The following is a 16,220-nucleotide window of genomic DNA, read 5'->3' as shown; positions in this document are numbered from 1 at the left end:
CTCATCAACCAAAGTTTATCTTAGAGGAGTCAGTTGTTATGTATAAAAAATTATCAGTTTTGGCCCTGGCGTTAACGCTTGGCGTAGTTTCGGCTTTTGCCCAGACGGGACAGGTCAGAAACGCAGTTGCCGGTCAGAAATACAAGATCAAAGGCGTTGTTGTAGCTAAGGAAGATACGAATACTTTTGTTGTCCGCGATTCGGTCGGGGTCGATACCCGCGTCGTTATTGCACCGAACGCGAGTATTAAGAACAACGGGTTCTTTGGCGGCGACAAATATCCGGTTGCGGCTCTCGTCCGCGGCTTGATGATGGAAATTGAAGGAATCGGCGAAAGCGCCGGATCGGTTTCCGTGAATAAGGTTCGATTCGACAAGACAGCCCTTCAGACGGCACAGGCGATCGATTCACGCGTGACCCCGGCCGAGGAACGTCTCAGTGCTGCCGAGCAGAACGCCGAACGCGTCTCCGGCCAGATCGATGAACTGATGGCCATCTCAAATGCTGCCAAAGGTGGAGCTAAAGCTGCTCAGGACACCGCTGATGCGGCAGTTGCCGGAGTGAATGCGACAAACAAACGCATCACCGACATGGACGACTATATCGTTCAGTCAACAGCGACCGTGAACTTTAGGGTCAACAGTGCCGTGCTTTCACCGGAAGGCAAATCTTCGCTTGACCAGCTCGCCACCGCTGCACTGACGATGAAAGGCTACATGATCGAAGTCACCGGTTTCGCCTCTGCCGAAGGCAGTGCTAAGGCCAACAAGGCTCTTAGCGACCGCCGTGCTCAGGCTGTAAAGGAATACTTGATCGAAAACCACAATATTCCGCTTCGCCGGATGAGCACGTCATATGGTTTTGGCGAACTTCAGGCAGTCGCCGATAATACGTCCAAAGAAGGCCGTGAGCAGAATCGCCGCGTCGAGGTTAAGCTTCTTGTTAGCCGCGGCCTCAACCAGACCGTCGAGGTCAAATCGAGCAACGATATCAACGAAAAGTAATTTGTTCGAATATTGGGCACCTGAAGCGACGGAAACATCTGTCGCTTCGGTGTCCTCTTATTTTGCCGTTCGTTTACGGAGTTCCTAAATGCGTAATTCATCTTGGTTCGGCCTGGTCTTAGCCCTTTTCGGCGGTATTGCCGTAAACGCACAGACACCGACCCCGAAACCCGCCGACGATGAGGTAATTAAGGTCGAATCCCGGCTCGTGGTCGTGCCGGTTTCCGTAACTGACGCCAATGGCGAACCAATTCTTGGACTAAAAGCTGAGAACTTCCGCGTCGGTGAGGACGGTAAAGCTCAGATCATCGATCAGGTTACAAATGCCGAAGCCACACCGCTGGAGATCGCTCTGCTCGTGGACGTTTCCGGCAGCGTTAACCCGCTTTTTGATTTTGAGATAAAGGCCGCTGCCCAGTTTCTGGAAAGCGTAATGAAAGGCGACGACAGGGCCACGATCTTTTTGATAGGCGATAAGCCGATCTCAGCAATGGCGAGGGAAAACTCGGCCCAGGCCGCGATCCGGGTTCGCTCGATCATGCCCTCGGGTAAGTTCACGGCGTTTTACGACACGGTTTCCGCTGCTGCAAAATACCTGCAAAAAAATGCTCCGGTTCGCAGCCGCCGCGTGATCGTTGCCTTGACCGATGGCGAGGACAATTGGAGCGACCTGACCCGCGAAGCGGAAAAAGCCAATTATCGCGACATCGACGTCAATTCACTCACCCCGGAAAAGCGAAATCAGCTCGCCGCACGGACTGACGCGGCTCATTTGCAGGCTCAAGCCCAGATCCTTCGTGACCTGCAGAATGCTGATTCGGTCTTTTACGTAATCAATCCGGCGGGCGATTCGTACAAACTTAACAAGATAAGTAAGCGTGCGCAGATCGGTTTGGAGCGGTTTTCAGTCGATACGGGCGGAACGGCATTCTTACCAAAATTCCTCTCGACCAACATGAAAGATCCGCTGCTAAATGGGATCAATTCGAAGCGTAACGAGGAAACGCTTGATCGCATCTTCAAGCAGCTGACCGGCGAACTACGTGCCCAATATTTGATCCAGTATTATTCCGACGCTGATTTTCCGGTCAATAAGTACGTCAAGCTCGACGTCGGCCTACAAAATTCCGGCGGCCTCCGGCTGCGTTCGCGGCAGGGATATTACGTAAAGTAAAAAGGCACTGGCGTTTGCTCGGAATGCTTTTACATCGTTCTTTCGACTTCCCGAATAACCACTTCACCTTTTACTTCGGTCATCGTTTTCTTCTTTTTCGTCGGCGGCACGGCGATCTTGCCCATGACATACGGATCTTCTTTTGGCTTATTGGAATTCGTGTCTGGGTTGATCGCGATAGCTCCCATCAACGGCCTCGGTTCCGGGGTAGGCGTTGAGTACGGGATCATTTCACCGACGACGACACGTGTCGCCTTCGAGAATATCGAAACAAAGAACACGCCTGTCAAAATAGCCATCAGCAGCGAAGCCGCTGCGGTCGCGAAAACGCGTGTTCGATGTTTCACACCGGCCAAACCGACCGGGCAATCAGTAGTAATAACGCTGCCGTCGGCACGCTGGTAGAACCGGACGCAAAGACGGCCTTCCGCATTGAGGATCAACGATTCAGCTTCGGTCTTCGTCATTCCTGAAAGGTTGTAAACATTCAGCTTACAGTCGCCGCAAAATCTCTTCCGTTCGTCGCCGTACATTTCGTTCCAGTCAGCCGAACATGGGCTCGCGATCTTTACATTCTCCAAAGGGCTGTCAAATTCAGGCATATAAAAGCTCCGTTCAAATAGATTCAGCAGTTGCTGTTGTTCTATTGAACGGAGCCTGAAAAGTTTCTTGCGTAAACTAGACGTTTATTTGTTTGATGATCGCAGCGAAAGAGCCGGATCTTAACTGCTCGAGCGAAAGCCCGGTCCGTTCCAATGCTCCCTGTTCGGTTAACGCACCGCAGTTGATCGCCCTAGTGAAATAATTTAGCAAGCCCTGTCCGGTAGCCGCATCGTCAAAATTATTGCCGACCAGGGTCGCCTGGGCTGCTTTTTCAAGGAAATTATTCAGCCGGTCGGACGTCTGGTCGAGGCCTTCGAGAAAGAAGGAGTAAACAGCGGCGTAACGGGCCGGAATTTGTGCCGGATGAAGGTCCCAGCCCTGGTAAAACCCATTCTGCAGTGCCCAACGGCAATTATCGTAATGAAGCCGCCATGCTGAACGAACCACTGCTTCGTTCTCCGTGATCTGCTCCGCAGATAGAGCATCTCCCCGATGCGGGGCGATCGGCATTACCGTTGTTACACCATCCGAGAGATAAACGCCGGTCCTAGCGAGCGAAACCTGCATGATCTGCCGGGCAAGATCGCACGAAGGATGCCGCAGATCCTGGTACTGGGCGGTGACCCCGCAATCGGCGGTGTAATCGAACGCACCGAAATGAGCGCCCCGACATCGTCCCCTGGCGGCTGCGACGAGTTCCGGCAACGCGGATCGGCCGTCCGGCGAAATGATCGACTGCACCGTCTCGATCATGATCTCGATCTTGATGATCCCAGGTTTGAGGTTTAGTCGGGCTTCGATCTCATCGAGAATGTCGGCGAGAGCGGTCACTTGTGCGGGCGAAACGATCTTTGGGAGCGTGACTACAAAATTCTCCGGCAATCTTCCGTCCGTTTCGCGGCATAAAGCCGTAAGATATAGGACAAGTGTTCTGATCGACCGCGCGAGGGTTTCCGGGCTGAAGGATTTGATCCGAATGCCAAAAAATGGCGGCAGAGTTCCGGCAGCCAGAGCCTTTGAGGTTTCCTCCGTAGCGGTTACGGCGTGGCCGTCCTCTTCGGCATCCGTTCTTACCCCATAGCCATCTTCAAAATCGATCCTCAGATCCTCGATAGCTTCTCGAGCCAGTTTTTCGTTAACACGGGCATGGACGATCTCACCCAGGGCAGACGGCAGGCCAAAAATACTGGCAAAAGCACCACTGTCATGAGCAAAGCCCGCCAGCGACTTTGCCGCGATCACTCCAAGCTTATTTGTTGTGTCTGCTTTAAAGAGATGCGCTCCGCCGTAAACCGTGTGGATCGGCTGGCGCTCGGGGCGTTCTCCGGGATATTGATCAGCAATAGAGGCTAAGGCTGGACTCAACTGAGCGGTGACCCTTTTCACCATATCAGAGGAAAGTGTGCTGTTCATCGAGGTATTTTCTACGACTCAACGGCCTCGAAATGTCGAATATCCAAAGGGACTCAGCAATAGCGGCACGTGGTAGTGCTGCATCGGATCCTTCACCACAAAACTAATGGTGATCTGCGGGAAAAAGCACTCAATGCTCTTCAGCAAAAAATACGGGCCGATCTCGAATATCAACCGGTAGTGTCCGGGTAAGAACACGTCTTTCGGCTCGAGCAGATCGTTTATTCGCCCGTCAACGTCGGTGATACCTTCGGCGATAGCCTGCCAGCCGGCTGAATGTGTCTTCCGTTCAAGTACAGCGGGAATTCCTGCACCGGGACGGCCTGAGGTTGTGTCGAGTATGTATGTTGTTATCCCGCTCATTTTTCTAGTAGTTTGTTAAGCCTGCTCACGAGAACTTTCCTATGTTCCTCGGCGGCTATCTGTATTTCCGTCTCAACGGAGTTCCCAAGACGCGCCCGGCATATTGCGAGCATTTCATCGGAACTCTTCCCATTAGGCCACACCACAAATATAAACCCGAACTTCGCCTTATACAAGCTCGCTAATTCCGCCAGTTCTATCGCGGGAAGATCGACCTGCAGGGTCGAGAATGCGGCGGCCCATTCCGCAGGCGGCAGGGCGAACCATATCGAATCCGCCGCCTCATACAAGCTGTCAAGCATTACAAACGGACGCTTCTCGGCCATACTCCGAGCCCAGAGCTCCGAACCGCTGCATGAACGAAATACATCCATCGCCTCGTCCGCTGATAGGTCGTTAAGCCAGGCTAAATTCTTGTATATTTGAAAAGTTTCCAATTGCTTGTCATTTATAACACAAATAAGAACTTATGCTCCATAAAAGGGAGCTCAGTGTCGGCTAATTAACCACTGCCGGGGCTCGCATTATTGTGAACATCATGAAAAAGTGTGATCTTAGTTTGTTTTTCGAACAAACTTTGTGTACCTTAATCTGGAAAACCCCTCAAGTGCGATAAGTTTAGATGAAAAAGATATACCTTCATGGAGCAAAAGACCAAATCGCGCGACATAATACGATCCGGGATATTAACAAACAGATCGTACTAAATTATGTTCGAGCTAGATCTCCGATCTCGCGAGCCGAGATCGCTCGCGAGACATCTCTGCAGCGTTCGACCGTTTCGGCGATCGTAGATAATTTGACGGCCGAAGGGCTGATCGAAGAGATAGGAACAGGCGATTCGACAGGTGGCCGCAAGCCGACATTGCTGCGGCTGCGAACGGGAACGCCAGCTGTTATCGGAGTTGATGTGACGCCTCGGGAGACAACTATCGTTCTCGCCGACCTGACCGGGAGCATTATGCGGAGCGAGGTCTTTCCGACCTCTCCGGACATCGGCTACATGAACGAGCAGATCCTGTCGAAGGTGACGCACTTTGCCGACAACAATCCAGGAACCGGCCTGGAAGTCGGGATCAGCATTCCCGGCATCGCCGACCAGGAATCCGGCAGAATGCTGTATATACCGTACTTTCAATGGTCAGATTGGGACATCGGTCAGCGGATCCACGCAGCCACCGGCTTGCCCGTGATCATTGACAACGACGCAAATGCGGTCGCTCTCGCCGAGCTCTGGTTCGGGTCAGACGAGATAAAGAGAACGCGAAACTTCATAATGCTTCTGATCGCCGAGGGTATCGGAACCGGAATCATCGTCGACGGCCAGGTCTACCGCGGCGAGAGCGGCGCGGCGGGCGAATTCGGCCATATGTTCGTCGGCGAGAATGCACCGGTCACGTGCTCGTGCGGCCGACGCGATTGCTGGGAGGCACATGCCTCTGAAAAAGCGATAATTCAACGGTATGGTTCGGTAAATGGCCACGGTGCGGCAGCTATCGATATCGAAAGATTTATCGGCCTGGCAAAAAACGGCGAACGTCAGGCGACAAGGGTTTTGAACGAAACGGCAAGATATCTTGGTATCGGTATATCCAATTTGATCATCGGCTTCAGCCCGGAGACGATCGTCGTCTCGGGGAGCATTGTTAAAGCGTGGGATCTGATCAGCGAAGAGATAAATGAGATGGCAAAGCGCAGTATTCGCCACGAACTCGTCCGAACTAACATCGTTCCGTCGGCTTTGGGTGATAATCCGACAATATTGGGCTCGATAAGCCTAGTTCTGTCGAGAAAATTTGCCTCGGCAAATTAATTTTCAAGTTTTTTTTTGATTTTTGGCGAATTTATTCTTGACATCGGGTTACGTTTATATTAAAACTTTGTTTGTTTACACAACAAACAATAATTCTGTTTCTCATTGGCATTTTCCGTAATTTAGATTTCTGGTTGGCAAGCTGCTCGATTTATTCGGTGTCTGCGATGCTGATCTTAACTTTTCAGAGGTGATCAGTCGTATGAAAAAAAGCAAACTACTTACATTCAAGCGGATCGTTATGTTAACGATCTCGATCCTGAGCGTCGTAACGTTCGGCATCGCGCAGACGGAATCTGCCCGGATCTCGGGCTCCGTCATGGACGCTAACGGAGCAGCCATCAGCGGCGCAACCGTTAGCCTTAGATCGATCGGCACGGGCCGCGAAGTCAAAACGGTCAGCGGAGCAGACGGAACATACAGCATTCTGTCGCTGCAGCCGGGCCGCTACCAGATCGAAGTTGGTCAGACCAATTTTAAGACGACCAAACAAGAGATAACTCTCGAGGTTGCACAGAACGCGGATCTCAATTTTAGCCTTGAAGCAGGCGCGGTATCCGAGACGGTGACGGTCACGAGCGATATTCCGCAGGTAGATAGTACGACATCTGCACTAAGTCAGGTGATCCAGGGACGAGAAGCGGTAGACCTTCCTCTTAACGGACGAAATGTTCTCGAACTCGCCCGCCTGACCCCCGGCGTCACACAGGGAGTTCCCGCTGGATTTGCGACGGGCGTTTCCGGCAATGCCGAGACGTACCGAGCGCGTAACACCGGCGGTGCGGCTTTATCGGTAAACGGCCAGCGAACACAGGCGAACAATTTCCTGCTCGATGGCGTTGATAATAACGAATCGCTGGTAAACACGATCAACGTATTCCCTTCGGCTGAAGCGGTTCAGGAATTCCGCGTCCAAACGAGCGTCGCAACGGCTGAATTCGGCCGCGGCGGCGGCGGTATCATCAATTCCGTCGTCAAATCGGGAACTAATGATTTCTTCGGCAGTGCATTTGGTTTTGTGAGAAATGACAACCTTGATGCAAGGCCGACATTTGAACAATCGAAACGCGAATTTCGCCGCGGACAGTTCGGCGGCACCTTTGGCGGAGCGATCTGGAAAGACAAGATCTTTTTCTTCGGCGATTACGAAGGCCTTCGCCAGTTTCTGCCGGTGAGCCAGGATTTTGCGTCGGTACCGACTGCCGCCTTCCGCACGGGTAATTTTTCGACGCTTACTACCCAGCTGAAAGACCCGCTTACCGGACTGAACGTCTGTGTAAACGGAACGACGACGAACGGGATCCTTTGCACGAACGGAAACGGCGTGGCATTCAACCGCCTCGACCAGCTCGCTGGCAATCGTCTCAATCCCGTTGGATTGAAATATCTCCAGGCGTTCCCGCTGCCTAACAACGGAACAGGATTCCAGAGTAACTACGTCTCGACACGTGTCGAGAACACGAACACTGACACTTTCGATATCAGAGGTGACGCTTCCCTCTCGACCAACAATCAGATGTTCGGCCGCTTTAGCAAAGGCCGTTTTCGTCAGACGACGACCTCAAGGCTGCCTGATCTGCCGGCCGGATTTGGTTCGGGAACGAACCCGACCGATACACAAGGCTTAGTTGTCGGCCTGAACTCGGTTCTGAGTTCGAGGGTCGTAAATGAATTTCGTATTCAGGCGAACCGCATCAAATTCGGCTATACCCCTCCATTCTTTGACCGGGCCATCTCAGCCGATCTTGGAATTCCGAATGCAAACCGCGATGCTAACCTCGGCGGCGGGGCATTGATCGGCGGCTATAACGGCCAGCTCGAATATACGGGTGATTTCGGCCCGTATCTGGTTCCGCAGAACACATATCAGATCGTTGACAGCGTCAGCTTCACGAGCGGGAGCCATACCTTAAAATTCGGCGGTACGATCATCCGGCGCGATGTCGCCCTCTATCGTCCGAACCGCGGTAAAGGCTATTTCTTCCTGATCGGTAACGGCGACCCGTCGCAGTGCGGCGGTGCAGCTTCGACGGGCAATGAACAGGCCGACCTGCTTATTGGATTCGTCTGTAACTATCAGATCGGCCCGCCGTTCGGAACGGTCGGCACGCGAAACTGGGAGAACGGCCTGTTTGCTCAGGATGACTGGAAGGTTTCGAGCAGACTAACGCTGAATCTCGGCCTTCGTTATGAATACTTCACAAACCCGACGGAAATGTACGGCCGTCAGGCAAACTTTGATCTCGCCACCGGACGCCTCGTCGTTGCGTCAGGCAACAAGGATTCGCTAACCGATACTGATACCAACAATTTCGGCCCGCGTATCGGATTCGCGTACGATCTTGACGGCAAGGGCAAATCATCGCTTCGCGGCGGTTACGGTTTGTTCTACTTCCTCGATCGCGGCGGTATCGACAACCAGCTTGCCCAGAATCCACCTTACAGCGGATTCTCGCAGTTCAACTACACCGACGGCGTCCGTATCACGCTTTCAGGACGTGCCCCCAATAACTCGCTTGATTCGCGTCTCGCGACCGGTGCTTTGCCGCTGGGCAGCGTCTCGGATGTTAATTTAAACAATCCTCAGAACGTCACCGTCCTGGCTATCAGGCCGGATAACAAGACCTCGAACATTCACCAGTTCAACATTCAGTACCAGCGTCAGCTGACCGATAACACGGCACTCAGCGTCGGTTACGTTGGAACTCGCGGCCGCAACCTGGCTCTTTATTACAACCTGAACGGAAACATCCGCGAAGCCGGAACGAACGTCGCGTGTCCTAACGGACGCACGACCGCACCGTGCTACACGAACGGCGGACGTGTCAATGTTCGCGACGACAACGGCAAATCGCAGTATGATTCGCTTCAGGTACAGCTCAATCGACGCTTTTCGAACGGTTGGCAGTATCGTGCGGCTTACACCTATTCGAAGACCAAAGATAACGGCGAAGGTGCCTTCGACAGCGTTGCGGATCTTAACCTCAACTTTGTCGAGCCGTTCGCGACCTCGCGTCTCGATTTCCCGCATGTCTTCTCGTTCGAAACGGTTTACGATCTTCCGTGGGGAACCGGACGACGTTGGGGCACCAACTGGAATCGCGGTTTGAACGCGGTACTTGGCGGATGGCAGATCAACGGCATCTTCCGTGCACAGAGCGGCCAGACCTTCGACGTTCGTCGCGATGGTGTGAGAGTTGACCTAACCGGCGATCCGTATACCGGCAACAACAGCCTGTATCTGAACCGCTCAGCGTTCACTAACGCACCGGCGACTCGTTTCGGCAATCTCGGACGCAACAGCCTTCGCGGGCCGTCGGGTCAGCAGGTTAATATGGGACTAAGCAAGGATTTCGGGATCACGGAACGGGTTAAGTTCCAGTTCCGTGCCGAGTTCTTTAACCTGTTCAATACGCCGCAGCTTACGCCGCCGAATACCGATCTGAACAACACCAGCACCTCGAACGGTTTTGGTACGATCACGTCGACCTATGGATTTACGAATCGTCAGATCCAGTTCGGAGCACGTCTGCAATTCTAGGCAGCACGCTCAACGGAGCGTAGCCTAAAGTTGTTGTTTTTCAGGGCGTGAAACATAATGTTTTCACGCCCTGATTTTATAAAGAGACGATGGACTTACGCGACAAATATGATCTGGCAGGAGCGGATCGAACCAGATTCGCAGCTGACGGCCATATTTTACTGAGGTCGGTCGCGACGGCGGATGAGATCGCTGCATTTGGGCCCGCGATCCGCGATGCAGGTTTCCGCTATAACAACGAATCACGAAATATCGAAGAAAGAGATACATACGGCAAGGCGTTCCTGCAGACGACGAATCTATGGATGCGGGATACTACTGTCAAGAAATTTGTCTTTAGCCGAAGATTTGCCCAGCTTGCGGCCGAACTGCTTGGCGTAGAAAAGGTTCGGCTTTATCACGATCAGGCTCTCTTTAAGGAGGCGGGCGGCGGTGCGACGCCTTGGCATCAGGACCAATATTATTGGCCGCTCGATACCGACCGCACGATCACAATGTGGATGCCGCTCGTCGATATTGACGAAACGATGGGAATGATCACCTTCGCATCCGGCTCACATGTAAAAGGGCCGATCGGAAGTCAGGCGATCTCGGACGAGAGCCAGGAAACATATGAGGCTTACATTCGCGACGAAAAGTTTGAGATTTCAAAGGCCGCGTCGATGAAAGCAGGTGATGCGACATTTCATCTGGGTTGGACGATCCACGGAGCGGGCGAAAATCGGTCGGAATCGAGACTCCGCGAAGTGATGACGATCATCTATTTCGCGGACGGAGCCCGGATCGCAAACCCGCAGAACGAGAATCAGATCGCCGATCTGAACGCCTGGCTGGACGGAAAAGAGCCGGGGACGCTTGCGGACGGCGCGCTAAGCCCGGTTTTGAATTAGTAATTTTATGCCCAATAAATTTCCGCGAGCTTCAGGAATTCTTCTTCATCCGACTTCGCTGCCCGGCAAGTATGGCATCGGCGATCTCGGCAGCGAAGCTTACCGTTTCGTCGATTTCCTGGCTGCGGCTCGTCAAGCTTACTGGCAGATCCTTCCGCTTGGGCCGACCGGATTTGGCGATTCACCTTATCAATGCTTCTCGGCCTTTGCCGGCAACCCGCTGATGATCTCGCCGGAAATGCTGATCGAGGACGGCTTGATCACCGAAACGGACCTTTCCGACCTGCCGGATTTTGAGGAACACAAGGTGGATTTCGGAGGCGTTTATAATTGGAAAACCCAACTTCTCCCCCGGGCCTTCGAAGGTTTTCATCACATCACCAGCGTGGATCTTCGCGGCAAATTTGAGACCTTTTGCCAGCAGAACGACTTCTGGCTGGATGACTACGCCCTTTACCGAGCGGTCAAATTACAACAGGATCAAAAGGCTTGGTTCGAATGGCCATCAGCCCTTAAATTGCGAGACGGCAATGCCATCGAGGAAGCTCACGAGAACCTCTACGACCAGGTCCAGGCTGAAAAATTCTATCAGTTCCTGTTCTTCAGGCAGTGGTTTGAGCTCAAAGAATACGCCAATCGCAAGGGCATCAAGATCATCGGCGATATTCCGATCTTCGTCGCTGCCGATTCAGCCGACGTATGGTGCAATCAAAAAAAATTCAAGCTGAACGAGGACGGCACAGCAAAGGTCGTTGCCGGTGTTCCCCCTGACTATTTTTCGAAGACGGGGCAACTATGGGGCAATCCGATCTACGATTGGGACGCTATGCAGGCTGACGATTTTCGATGGTGGATCGCTCGCGTTGCATCAACACTGCAAACGGTGGACGTCGTTCGCATCGATCATTTTCGCGGGTTTGCAGCTTCGTGGGAAGTTCCGGGAAAAGACAAAACTGCCGAGAACGGACGCTGGGTCGACGTGCCCGGAAAGGAGCTTTTTATCGCCCTCAAACGCTCGCTCGGCGACCTCGCCATCATTGCCGAAGACCTCGGCGTCATCACGCCAGATGTTGAAGAACTGCGTGACGGCTTCGGCTATCCGGGAATGCGTATCCTGCAGTTCGCCTTTGGCGGCGACGCAAAAAATCACGATCTGCCGCACAACTACATCAAGAATTGCGTCGCCTACACGGGCACTCACGACAACGATACAACGGTCGGTTGGTACAACTCACAGGCCGGAGCAGGCTCGACCCGGGACGAAAAAGAGATCAGCCGCGAACACGACTACTGCCTGAGTTACCTCGCTTCAGATGGTAAAGAGATCCATTGGGACTTTATCCGGGCAGTATGGGCGTCAGTTGCGGATACGGCGATCGCTCCGATGCAGGATGTGCTGGGGTTAGGCACGGAAGCCCGTATGAATTTGCCTGCGTCAGATTCGGGCAACTGGTACTGGCGATGCAGTCGTGCCGATCTTTCTGAAGAGAACGCAGCCAGATTGAAAGAACTGTCGGAAATTTATGGCCGGAGCGTCGGAAGCTAAGAAAAAGACCAAGAATGCAAAGGCAGCTCGAACTTCAGCCGCTCCTCGCTCGAGGACGAGAGCCTTGCGGAATTGGTTTGATGATCTTTTTGAGAGGCATGTGAATGTCTTCTTTGTCGCTGGAGCGATGTTGTTTTTTGTCGCAATGCTGGCTCTCAAATTCTCGTTCTATTACGTCGAAGGCCTCGCGTCAGTCGCTCTCCTGATCTTTGGGGCGGTATTTCTCTGGAAATACCATGACGCAGTCTTTCCGCTCCGTTTCAAGTTTTCCGAAGACTCGGTCTGGCTTTATGTCGGATTGTTTGCCTTCTTGGGATTTATATTCGACGGGGCCGGAAACGCCTTCTACAACAAGCCGCTGGAGCTTCTTTGCCCTACAGCCTCAAGGCTGGCGAGAGAAGTAGTTTCGATAGAAACATCTGACGGCACTGAATTTGGCCAGGCTTTCATATGCGTGTCGCGGATCGGCGGCGAAAATGTCGAGATCGCCTGGTACCTGGTGGACATGATCCGGATCGCTGAATACATCGTAATTGCCTTTGTTTTGATCGCGGTGTGCCGCGCAATACTTTTTTGGAAACATGCAAAATAAAATACGCCTCATAATAGTCTTGCTTTTAGCTGCCTACGTTCTACCGGCGGCGGCTCAGACCCCGACAGTCGAAAAAATAGATCCGCCGAATTGGTGGACGGGAATGACGATCAACCCGGTCCGCGTGCTGCTTCGCGGCACCGGCCTGAAGAGTGCGACGGTCACAGTTCCTACCGGTTTGAGTGCCGGCAATTACAAACACAGCGAGAACGGCCATTATCTGTTCTTTGATCTTACGATTCCACCAACAACGGCTCCGGGCATAAAGAAACTGTCGGTTAACGGAAACGGTAAAACAACTACATTCGATTTTGAGGTCAACTCGCGGCCGTCGGCAGTTGGGAAATATCAAGGATTCTCGCCGGACGACGTCATCTACCTGCTGATGCCTGACCGGTTTGCTGACGGTGACACTTCAAATAATGACCCCGCGATCTCAAAAGGCCTTTACGACCGCAGCAAAACGCGGCGATATCACGGCGGCGATCTCGAGGGCATCATCAGCAAACTCCCCTATCTCAAATCGCTCGGAGTGACCGCGATCTGGACGACACCGATCTACGACAACAACAACAAGCTCGACGAAAAGGAAGTTTACGACGGGGAAAAAACCACGGGATACCACGGCTACGGCGCGGTCGATATGTACAGCGTCGATGAGCATTTCGGCGATGTTGATAAATTAAAAGAGCTGGTCGACAAAGCCCACGCTATGGGCCTCAAAATGGTCCAGGATCAGGTCGCCAACCACACCGGGCCGTATCACGTCTGGGCAAATGATCCGCCGACACCGAGCTGGTGGAACGGCACCGCCGACAATCATCTCTCGAACAACTGGCAAAAATGGACGACGATGAATCCGCGCGCGTCCTACCAGACGCAGCGGCGCAATCTCGAAGGATGGTTCGTCGATATTCTTCCCGACTTTAACCAGGACGATCCCGAGGTCGAAAAATACCTGATCCAGAACAGCATTTGGTGGATCGAGCGAGTCGGTTACGACGCGATCCGTATGGATACGCTGCCGCACGTGCCGCGTACCTTTTGGGCGAAATGGGGAGCCGCGATCAAGCGTCAATATCCAAAGGTAAACATTCTCGGCGAGCTTTTCGACGGCGATCCGGCATTGCTCTCGTATTTTCAGACCGGCCGCAAAGGCCACGACGGCATCGACACGCAGATCGACACGCTCTTCGATTTCACAACGTATTACGCGATCCGCGATGCGTTCGCCCAGGGAAAATCGATCCGTGCGGTCTCACAGGCATTCGCCCACGACTGGCTCTACCCGCGGCCCGAGGTTCTCTCGACTTTCCTCGGCAATCACGACGTCGGACGCTTTCTCGGCGAACCCGGAGCGACCGTCGAAGGCCTGAAACTCGCAAACACGCTCATCATGACCTCACGCGGCACGCCGATCCTTTATTACGGCGACGAGATCGCCATGAAAAGCGGCGGCGACCCGGAAAACAGGCGTGATTTCCCTGGCGGTTTTCCGGCTGACGGCATCGACAAGTTCGCCGCACCAGGAAGAAACGCGGTGGAAAAAGACGTTTGGGATCACCTGGCAAAACTCGGAAAACTCCGTCAAACATTCGAACCGCTCCGCCGCGGCAAAACCATTGACCTGCTCGACGAAGAACAGCAGATGGCGTACGCACGCATGACCGACAAGGAAGCAATTGTGGTCGTTTTCAACAACGAGACGAAGCCTGCAACGGTAACGTTCGATGTGTCGATGATCAAGCAGACGAAGACCAATGGCTCGTTTGTAGATCTGCTTGACGAGCCTCGGTCCTTCGAAGTAAAGAACGGCAGCGTAAATGTCGAGCTGCCGGCTCGTTCTGCTCGCATTCTGCGCGGCGTAACTCTGCGATGAAATTCGTTCTAGACCTATTCCTATTTTTCGCGTCCTTTTCGCGTATTTCGCGGGCAGATAAAACGTTATGCAAAACAAACCAAAGTTAACATTCTGGCAGATCTGGAACATGAGCTTCGGCTTTCTCGGCATCCAGTTCGGCTGGGGATTGCAGATGGCGAATATGTCGCCGATCTACAAATATCTCGGCGCTGATGAGAGTTCGCTGCCATATCTCTGGCTTGCCGGGCCGCTCACGGGGTTGCTGATCCAGCCGATCGTCGGGGCGATGAGCGACCGGACATGGACGCGGCTCGGGCGTCGCCGTCCGTTCTTTCTGGTCGGTGCGATCATCGCGAGTATTTGTTTGATCCTGATGCCGAATTCGTCTGCAGTTTGGATGGCGGCGAGCTTGCTTTGGATAATGGACGCGTCGATCAATATCACGATGGAACCGTTCCGTGCATTCGTCGGCGACAAACTGCCTGAGGAGCAGCGGACGCTCGGATTCGTGATGCAATCGTTCTTTATCGGCATCGGATCGACGCTCGCGAATGCCCTGCCATACATCCTTACCTGGCTTGGCGTGGTTGGAATAATGAAGAGCGGCATTCCGTATTCAACGCTGATCGCATTCATCGTCGGAGCGGCGGCATTCCTGAGCGCGGTTCTTTGGACTGTCTTTACGACAGACGAATTTCCGCCGGATGACATCGAGAGTTTTCGCAGAAAGAATGCCGAGGGCAGCATCGTCGGGAATATCCTAAAAGAAGTCGGTGACGCATTCCGCGAGATGCCGACAACCATGAAGCAACTCGCGATCGTCCAATTTTTCACGTGGTTTGCTTTGCCGTTCATGTGGCAATTCTACGGGCTGACCGTTGCTCGTCACGTTTTCGGAGCGGTCGACGACCATTCTGACCTATTTAAGCAAGGAACCGAATGGGGCGGCGTGTGCTTTGCGATCTATAACCTGGTTTGCTTTCTTGTCGCCTTCGGCATTCCGCCACTCGCTGCAAAGATAGGCCGCAAGGGCGTACACATGATCTGCCTGACCTGCGGCGGCCTTGGGCTTATATCGACGTATTTTGCTGGTAATCCATACTTTCTCTGGATCGGAATGATCGGCGTCGGCATTGCCTGGGCTTCGGTCCTTTCGATGCCCTATGTCATTCTCGCCGGAGCGATCAAGCCGGAAAGAATGGGCGTTTACATGGGTGTTTTCAATTTGTTCATCGTTATTCCGCAGGTCGTTCAGAGTTTCCTGACGCCGCAGATCTACAAGTCAATACTTGGCAATAACCCACTGAACGCGGTCATCCTCGGCGGCATCTCAATGCTCGTCGCGGCAGTCTCCGTACTGGTTGTAAAAGATATCGGAGCAGCGAAGATCGAGGGAATCGGCGGCGGCAGCCACTAATGT

Annotated in this window: 13 protein-coding genes; 9 read left to right on the top strand and 4 right to left on the bottom strand. The window is 53.2% G+C overall.

Features of this window, described 5'->3' with window-relative positions; all coding sequences use genetic code 11:
• The first annotated feature begins 38 nt into the window (after positions 1–38).
• Together IPG22_10650 and IPG22_10645 are read left to right on the top strand one after the other, a co-directional pair.
• Positions 39–1,004: an OmpA family protein gene (locus IPG22_10650; GenBank protein ID MBK6588741.1), complete on the top strand. Its 966-nt coding sequence runs from the start codon at positions 39–41 to the stop codon at positions 1,002–1,004.
• A gap of 88 nt (positions 1,005–1,092) precedes the next feature.
• Complete coding sequence (locus IPG22_10645; GenBank protein ID MBK6588740.1) at positions 1,093–2,178, top strand: VWA domain-containing protein; 1,086 nt, start codon at positions 1,093–1,095, stop codon at positions 2,176–2,178.
• Between the two features lie 29 nt (positions 2,179–2,207).
• On the opposite strand, the gene IPG22_10640 is transcribed toward IPG22_10645, so the two are convergent.
• From IPG22_10640 to IPG22_10625, 4 genes are all read right to left on the bottom strand, one after another.
• The gene (locus IPG22_10640; GenBank protein MBK6588739.1) at positions 2,208–2,780 is read right to left on the bottom strand and encodes a hypothetical protein; all 573 of its coding nucleotides are present in this window, start codon (positions 2,778–2,780) and stop codon (positions 2,208–2,210) included.
• Positions 2,781–2,856: 76 nt separating this feature from the next.
• Positions 2,857–4,194, bottom strand: a complete 1,338-nt coding sequence (locus IPG22_10635; protein ID MBK6588738.1) for a phosphoenolpyruvate kinase — start codon at positions 4,192–4,194, stop codon at positions 2,857–2,859.
• Positions 4,195–4,212: 18 nt separating this feature from the next.
• Positions 4,213–4,557: a hydroxyisourate hydrolase gene (gene uraH / locus IPG22_10630; protein ID MBK6588737.1), complete on the bottom strand. Its 345-nt coding sequence runs from the start codon at positions 4,555–4,557 to the stop codon at positions 4,213–4,215.
• Positions 4,554–4,994, bottom strand: coding sequence for a hypothetical protein (locus IPG22_10625; protein ID MBK6588736.1), 441 nt, complete (start codon positions 4,992–4,994; stop codon positions 4,554–4,556). The genes uraH and IPG22_10625 overlap by 4 nt, the downstream gene beginning before the upstream one ends.
• 185 nt (positions 4,995–5,179) lie before the next feature.
• On the opposite strand from IPG22_10625, the gene IPG22_10620 reads away from it, so the two are divergent.
• From IPG22_10620 to IPG22_10590, 7 genes are all read left to right on the top strand, one after another.
• On the top strand, positions 5,180–6,370 hold the full coding sequence (locus tag IPG22_10620) for an ROK family transcriptional regulator (protein MBK6588735.1): 1,191 nt from the start codon (positions 5,180–5,182) through the stop codon (positions 6,368–6,370).
• Positions 6,371–6,572: 202 nt separating this feature from the next.
• Positions 6,573–9,911 carry a TonB-dependent receptor gene (locus tag IPG22_10615; GenBank protein MBK6588734.1) on the top strand — a complete coding sequence of 1,113 codons (3,339 nt, stop codon included), beginning with the start codon at positions 6,573–6,575 and terminating at the stop codon, positions 9,909–9,911.
• Between the two features lie 89 nt (positions 9,912–10,000).
• Positions 10,001–10,801: a phytanoyl-CoA dioxygenase family protein gene (locus IPG22_10610; protein MBK6588733.1), complete on the top strand. Its 801-nt coding sequence runs from the start codon at positions 10,001–10,003 to the stop codon at positions 10,799–10,801.
• 7 nt (positions 10,802–10,808) lie between these two features.
• Complete coding sequence (gene malQ / locus IPG22_10605; protein MBK6588732.1) at positions 10,809–12,347, top strand: 4-alpha-glucanotransferase; 1,539 nt, start codon at positions 10,809–10,811, stop codon at positions 12,345–12,347.
• Positions 12,325–12,939 (top strand): hypothetical protein, encoded by a 615-nt coding sequence (locus tag IPG22_10600; protein MBK6588731.1) that lies wholly within the window; start codon positions 12,325–12,327, stop codon positions 12,937–12,939. The genes malQ and IPG22_10600 overlap by 23 nt, the downstream gene beginning before the upstream one ends.
• Positions 12,929–14,818 (top strand): cyclomaltodextrinase N-terminal domain-containing protein, encoded by a 1,890-nt coding sequence (locus IPG22_10595; protein MBK6588730.1) that lies wholly within the window; start codon positions 12,929–12,931, stop codon positions 14,816–14,818. Before IPG22_10600 ends, IPG22_10595 begins: the two co-directional genes overlap by 11 nt.
• Positions 14,819–14,927: 109 nt before the next feature.
• Positions 14,928–16,217 carry an MFS transporter gene (locus IPG22_10590; protein ID MBK6588729.1) on the top strand — a complete coding sequence of 430 codons (1,290 nt, stop codon included), beginning with the start codon at positions 14,928–14,930 and terminating at the stop codon, positions 16,215–16,217.
• The last annotated feature ends 3 nt before the right edge of the window (positions 16,218–16,220 follow it).

It is taken from the genome of Acidobacteriota bacterium, assembly GCA_016703965.1.
Taxonomy (GTDB): domain Bacteria; phylum Acidobacteriota; class Blastocatellia; order Pyrinomonadales; family Pyrinomonadaceae; genus OLB17.
This window is presented reverse-complemented; position numbering and strand designations above follow the sequence as displayed.

What these genes read in the sequence shown, in the direction of transcription:
- malQ (MBK6588732.1), top strand. Translation starts at nt 10,809, where the DNA reads ATGCCCAATAAATTTCCGCGAGCTTCAGGAATTCTTCTTCATCCGACT.
- IPG22_10635 (MBK6588738.1), bottom strand. Translation starts at nt 4,194, where the DNA reads ATGAACAGCACACTTTCCTCTGATATGGTGAAAAGGGTCACCGCTCAG.
- IPG22_10595 (MBK6588730.1), top strand. Translation starts at nt 12,929, where the DNA reads ATGCAAAATAAAATACGCCTCATAATAGTCTTGCTTTTAGCTGCCTAC.
- IPG22_10600 (MBK6588731.1), top strand. Translation starts at nt 12,325, where the DNA reads ATGGCCGGAGCGTCGGAAGCTAAGAAAAAGACCAAGAATGCAAAGGCA.
- IPG22_10610 (MBK6588733.1), top strand. Translation starts at nt 10,001, where the DNA reads ATGGACTTACGCGACAAATATGATCTGGCAGGAGCGGATCGAACCAGA.
- uraH (MBK6588737.1), bottom strand. Translation starts at nt 4,557, where the DNA reads ATGAGCGGGATAACAACATACATACTCGACACAACCTCAGGCCGTCCC.
- IPG22_10590 (MBK6588729.1), top strand. Translation starts at nt 14,928, where the DNA reads ATGAGCTTCGGCTTTCTCGGCATCCAGTTCGGCTGGGGATTGCAGATG.
- IPG22_10620 (MBK6588735.1), top strand. Translation starts at nt 5,180, where the DNA reads ATGAAAAAGATATACCTTCATGGAGCAAAAGACCAAATCGCGCGACAT.
- IPG22_10650 (MBK6588741.1), top strand. Translation starts at nt 39, where the DNA reads ATGTATAAAAAATTATCAGTTTTGGCCCTGGCGTTAACGCTTGGCGTA.
- IPG22_10640 (MBK6588739.1), bottom strand. Translation starts at nt 2,780, where the DNA reads ATGCCTGAATTTGACAGCCCTTTGGAGAATGTAAAGATCGCGAGCCCA.
- IPG22_10645 (MBK6588740.1), top strand. Translation starts at nt 1,093, where the DNA reads ATGCGTAATTCATCTTGGTTCGGCCTGGTCTTAGCCCTTTTCGGCGGT.
- IPG22_10615 (MBK6588734.1), top strand. Translation starts at nt 6,573, where the DNA reads ATGAAAAAAAGCAAACTACTTACATTCAAGCGGATCGTTATGTTAACG.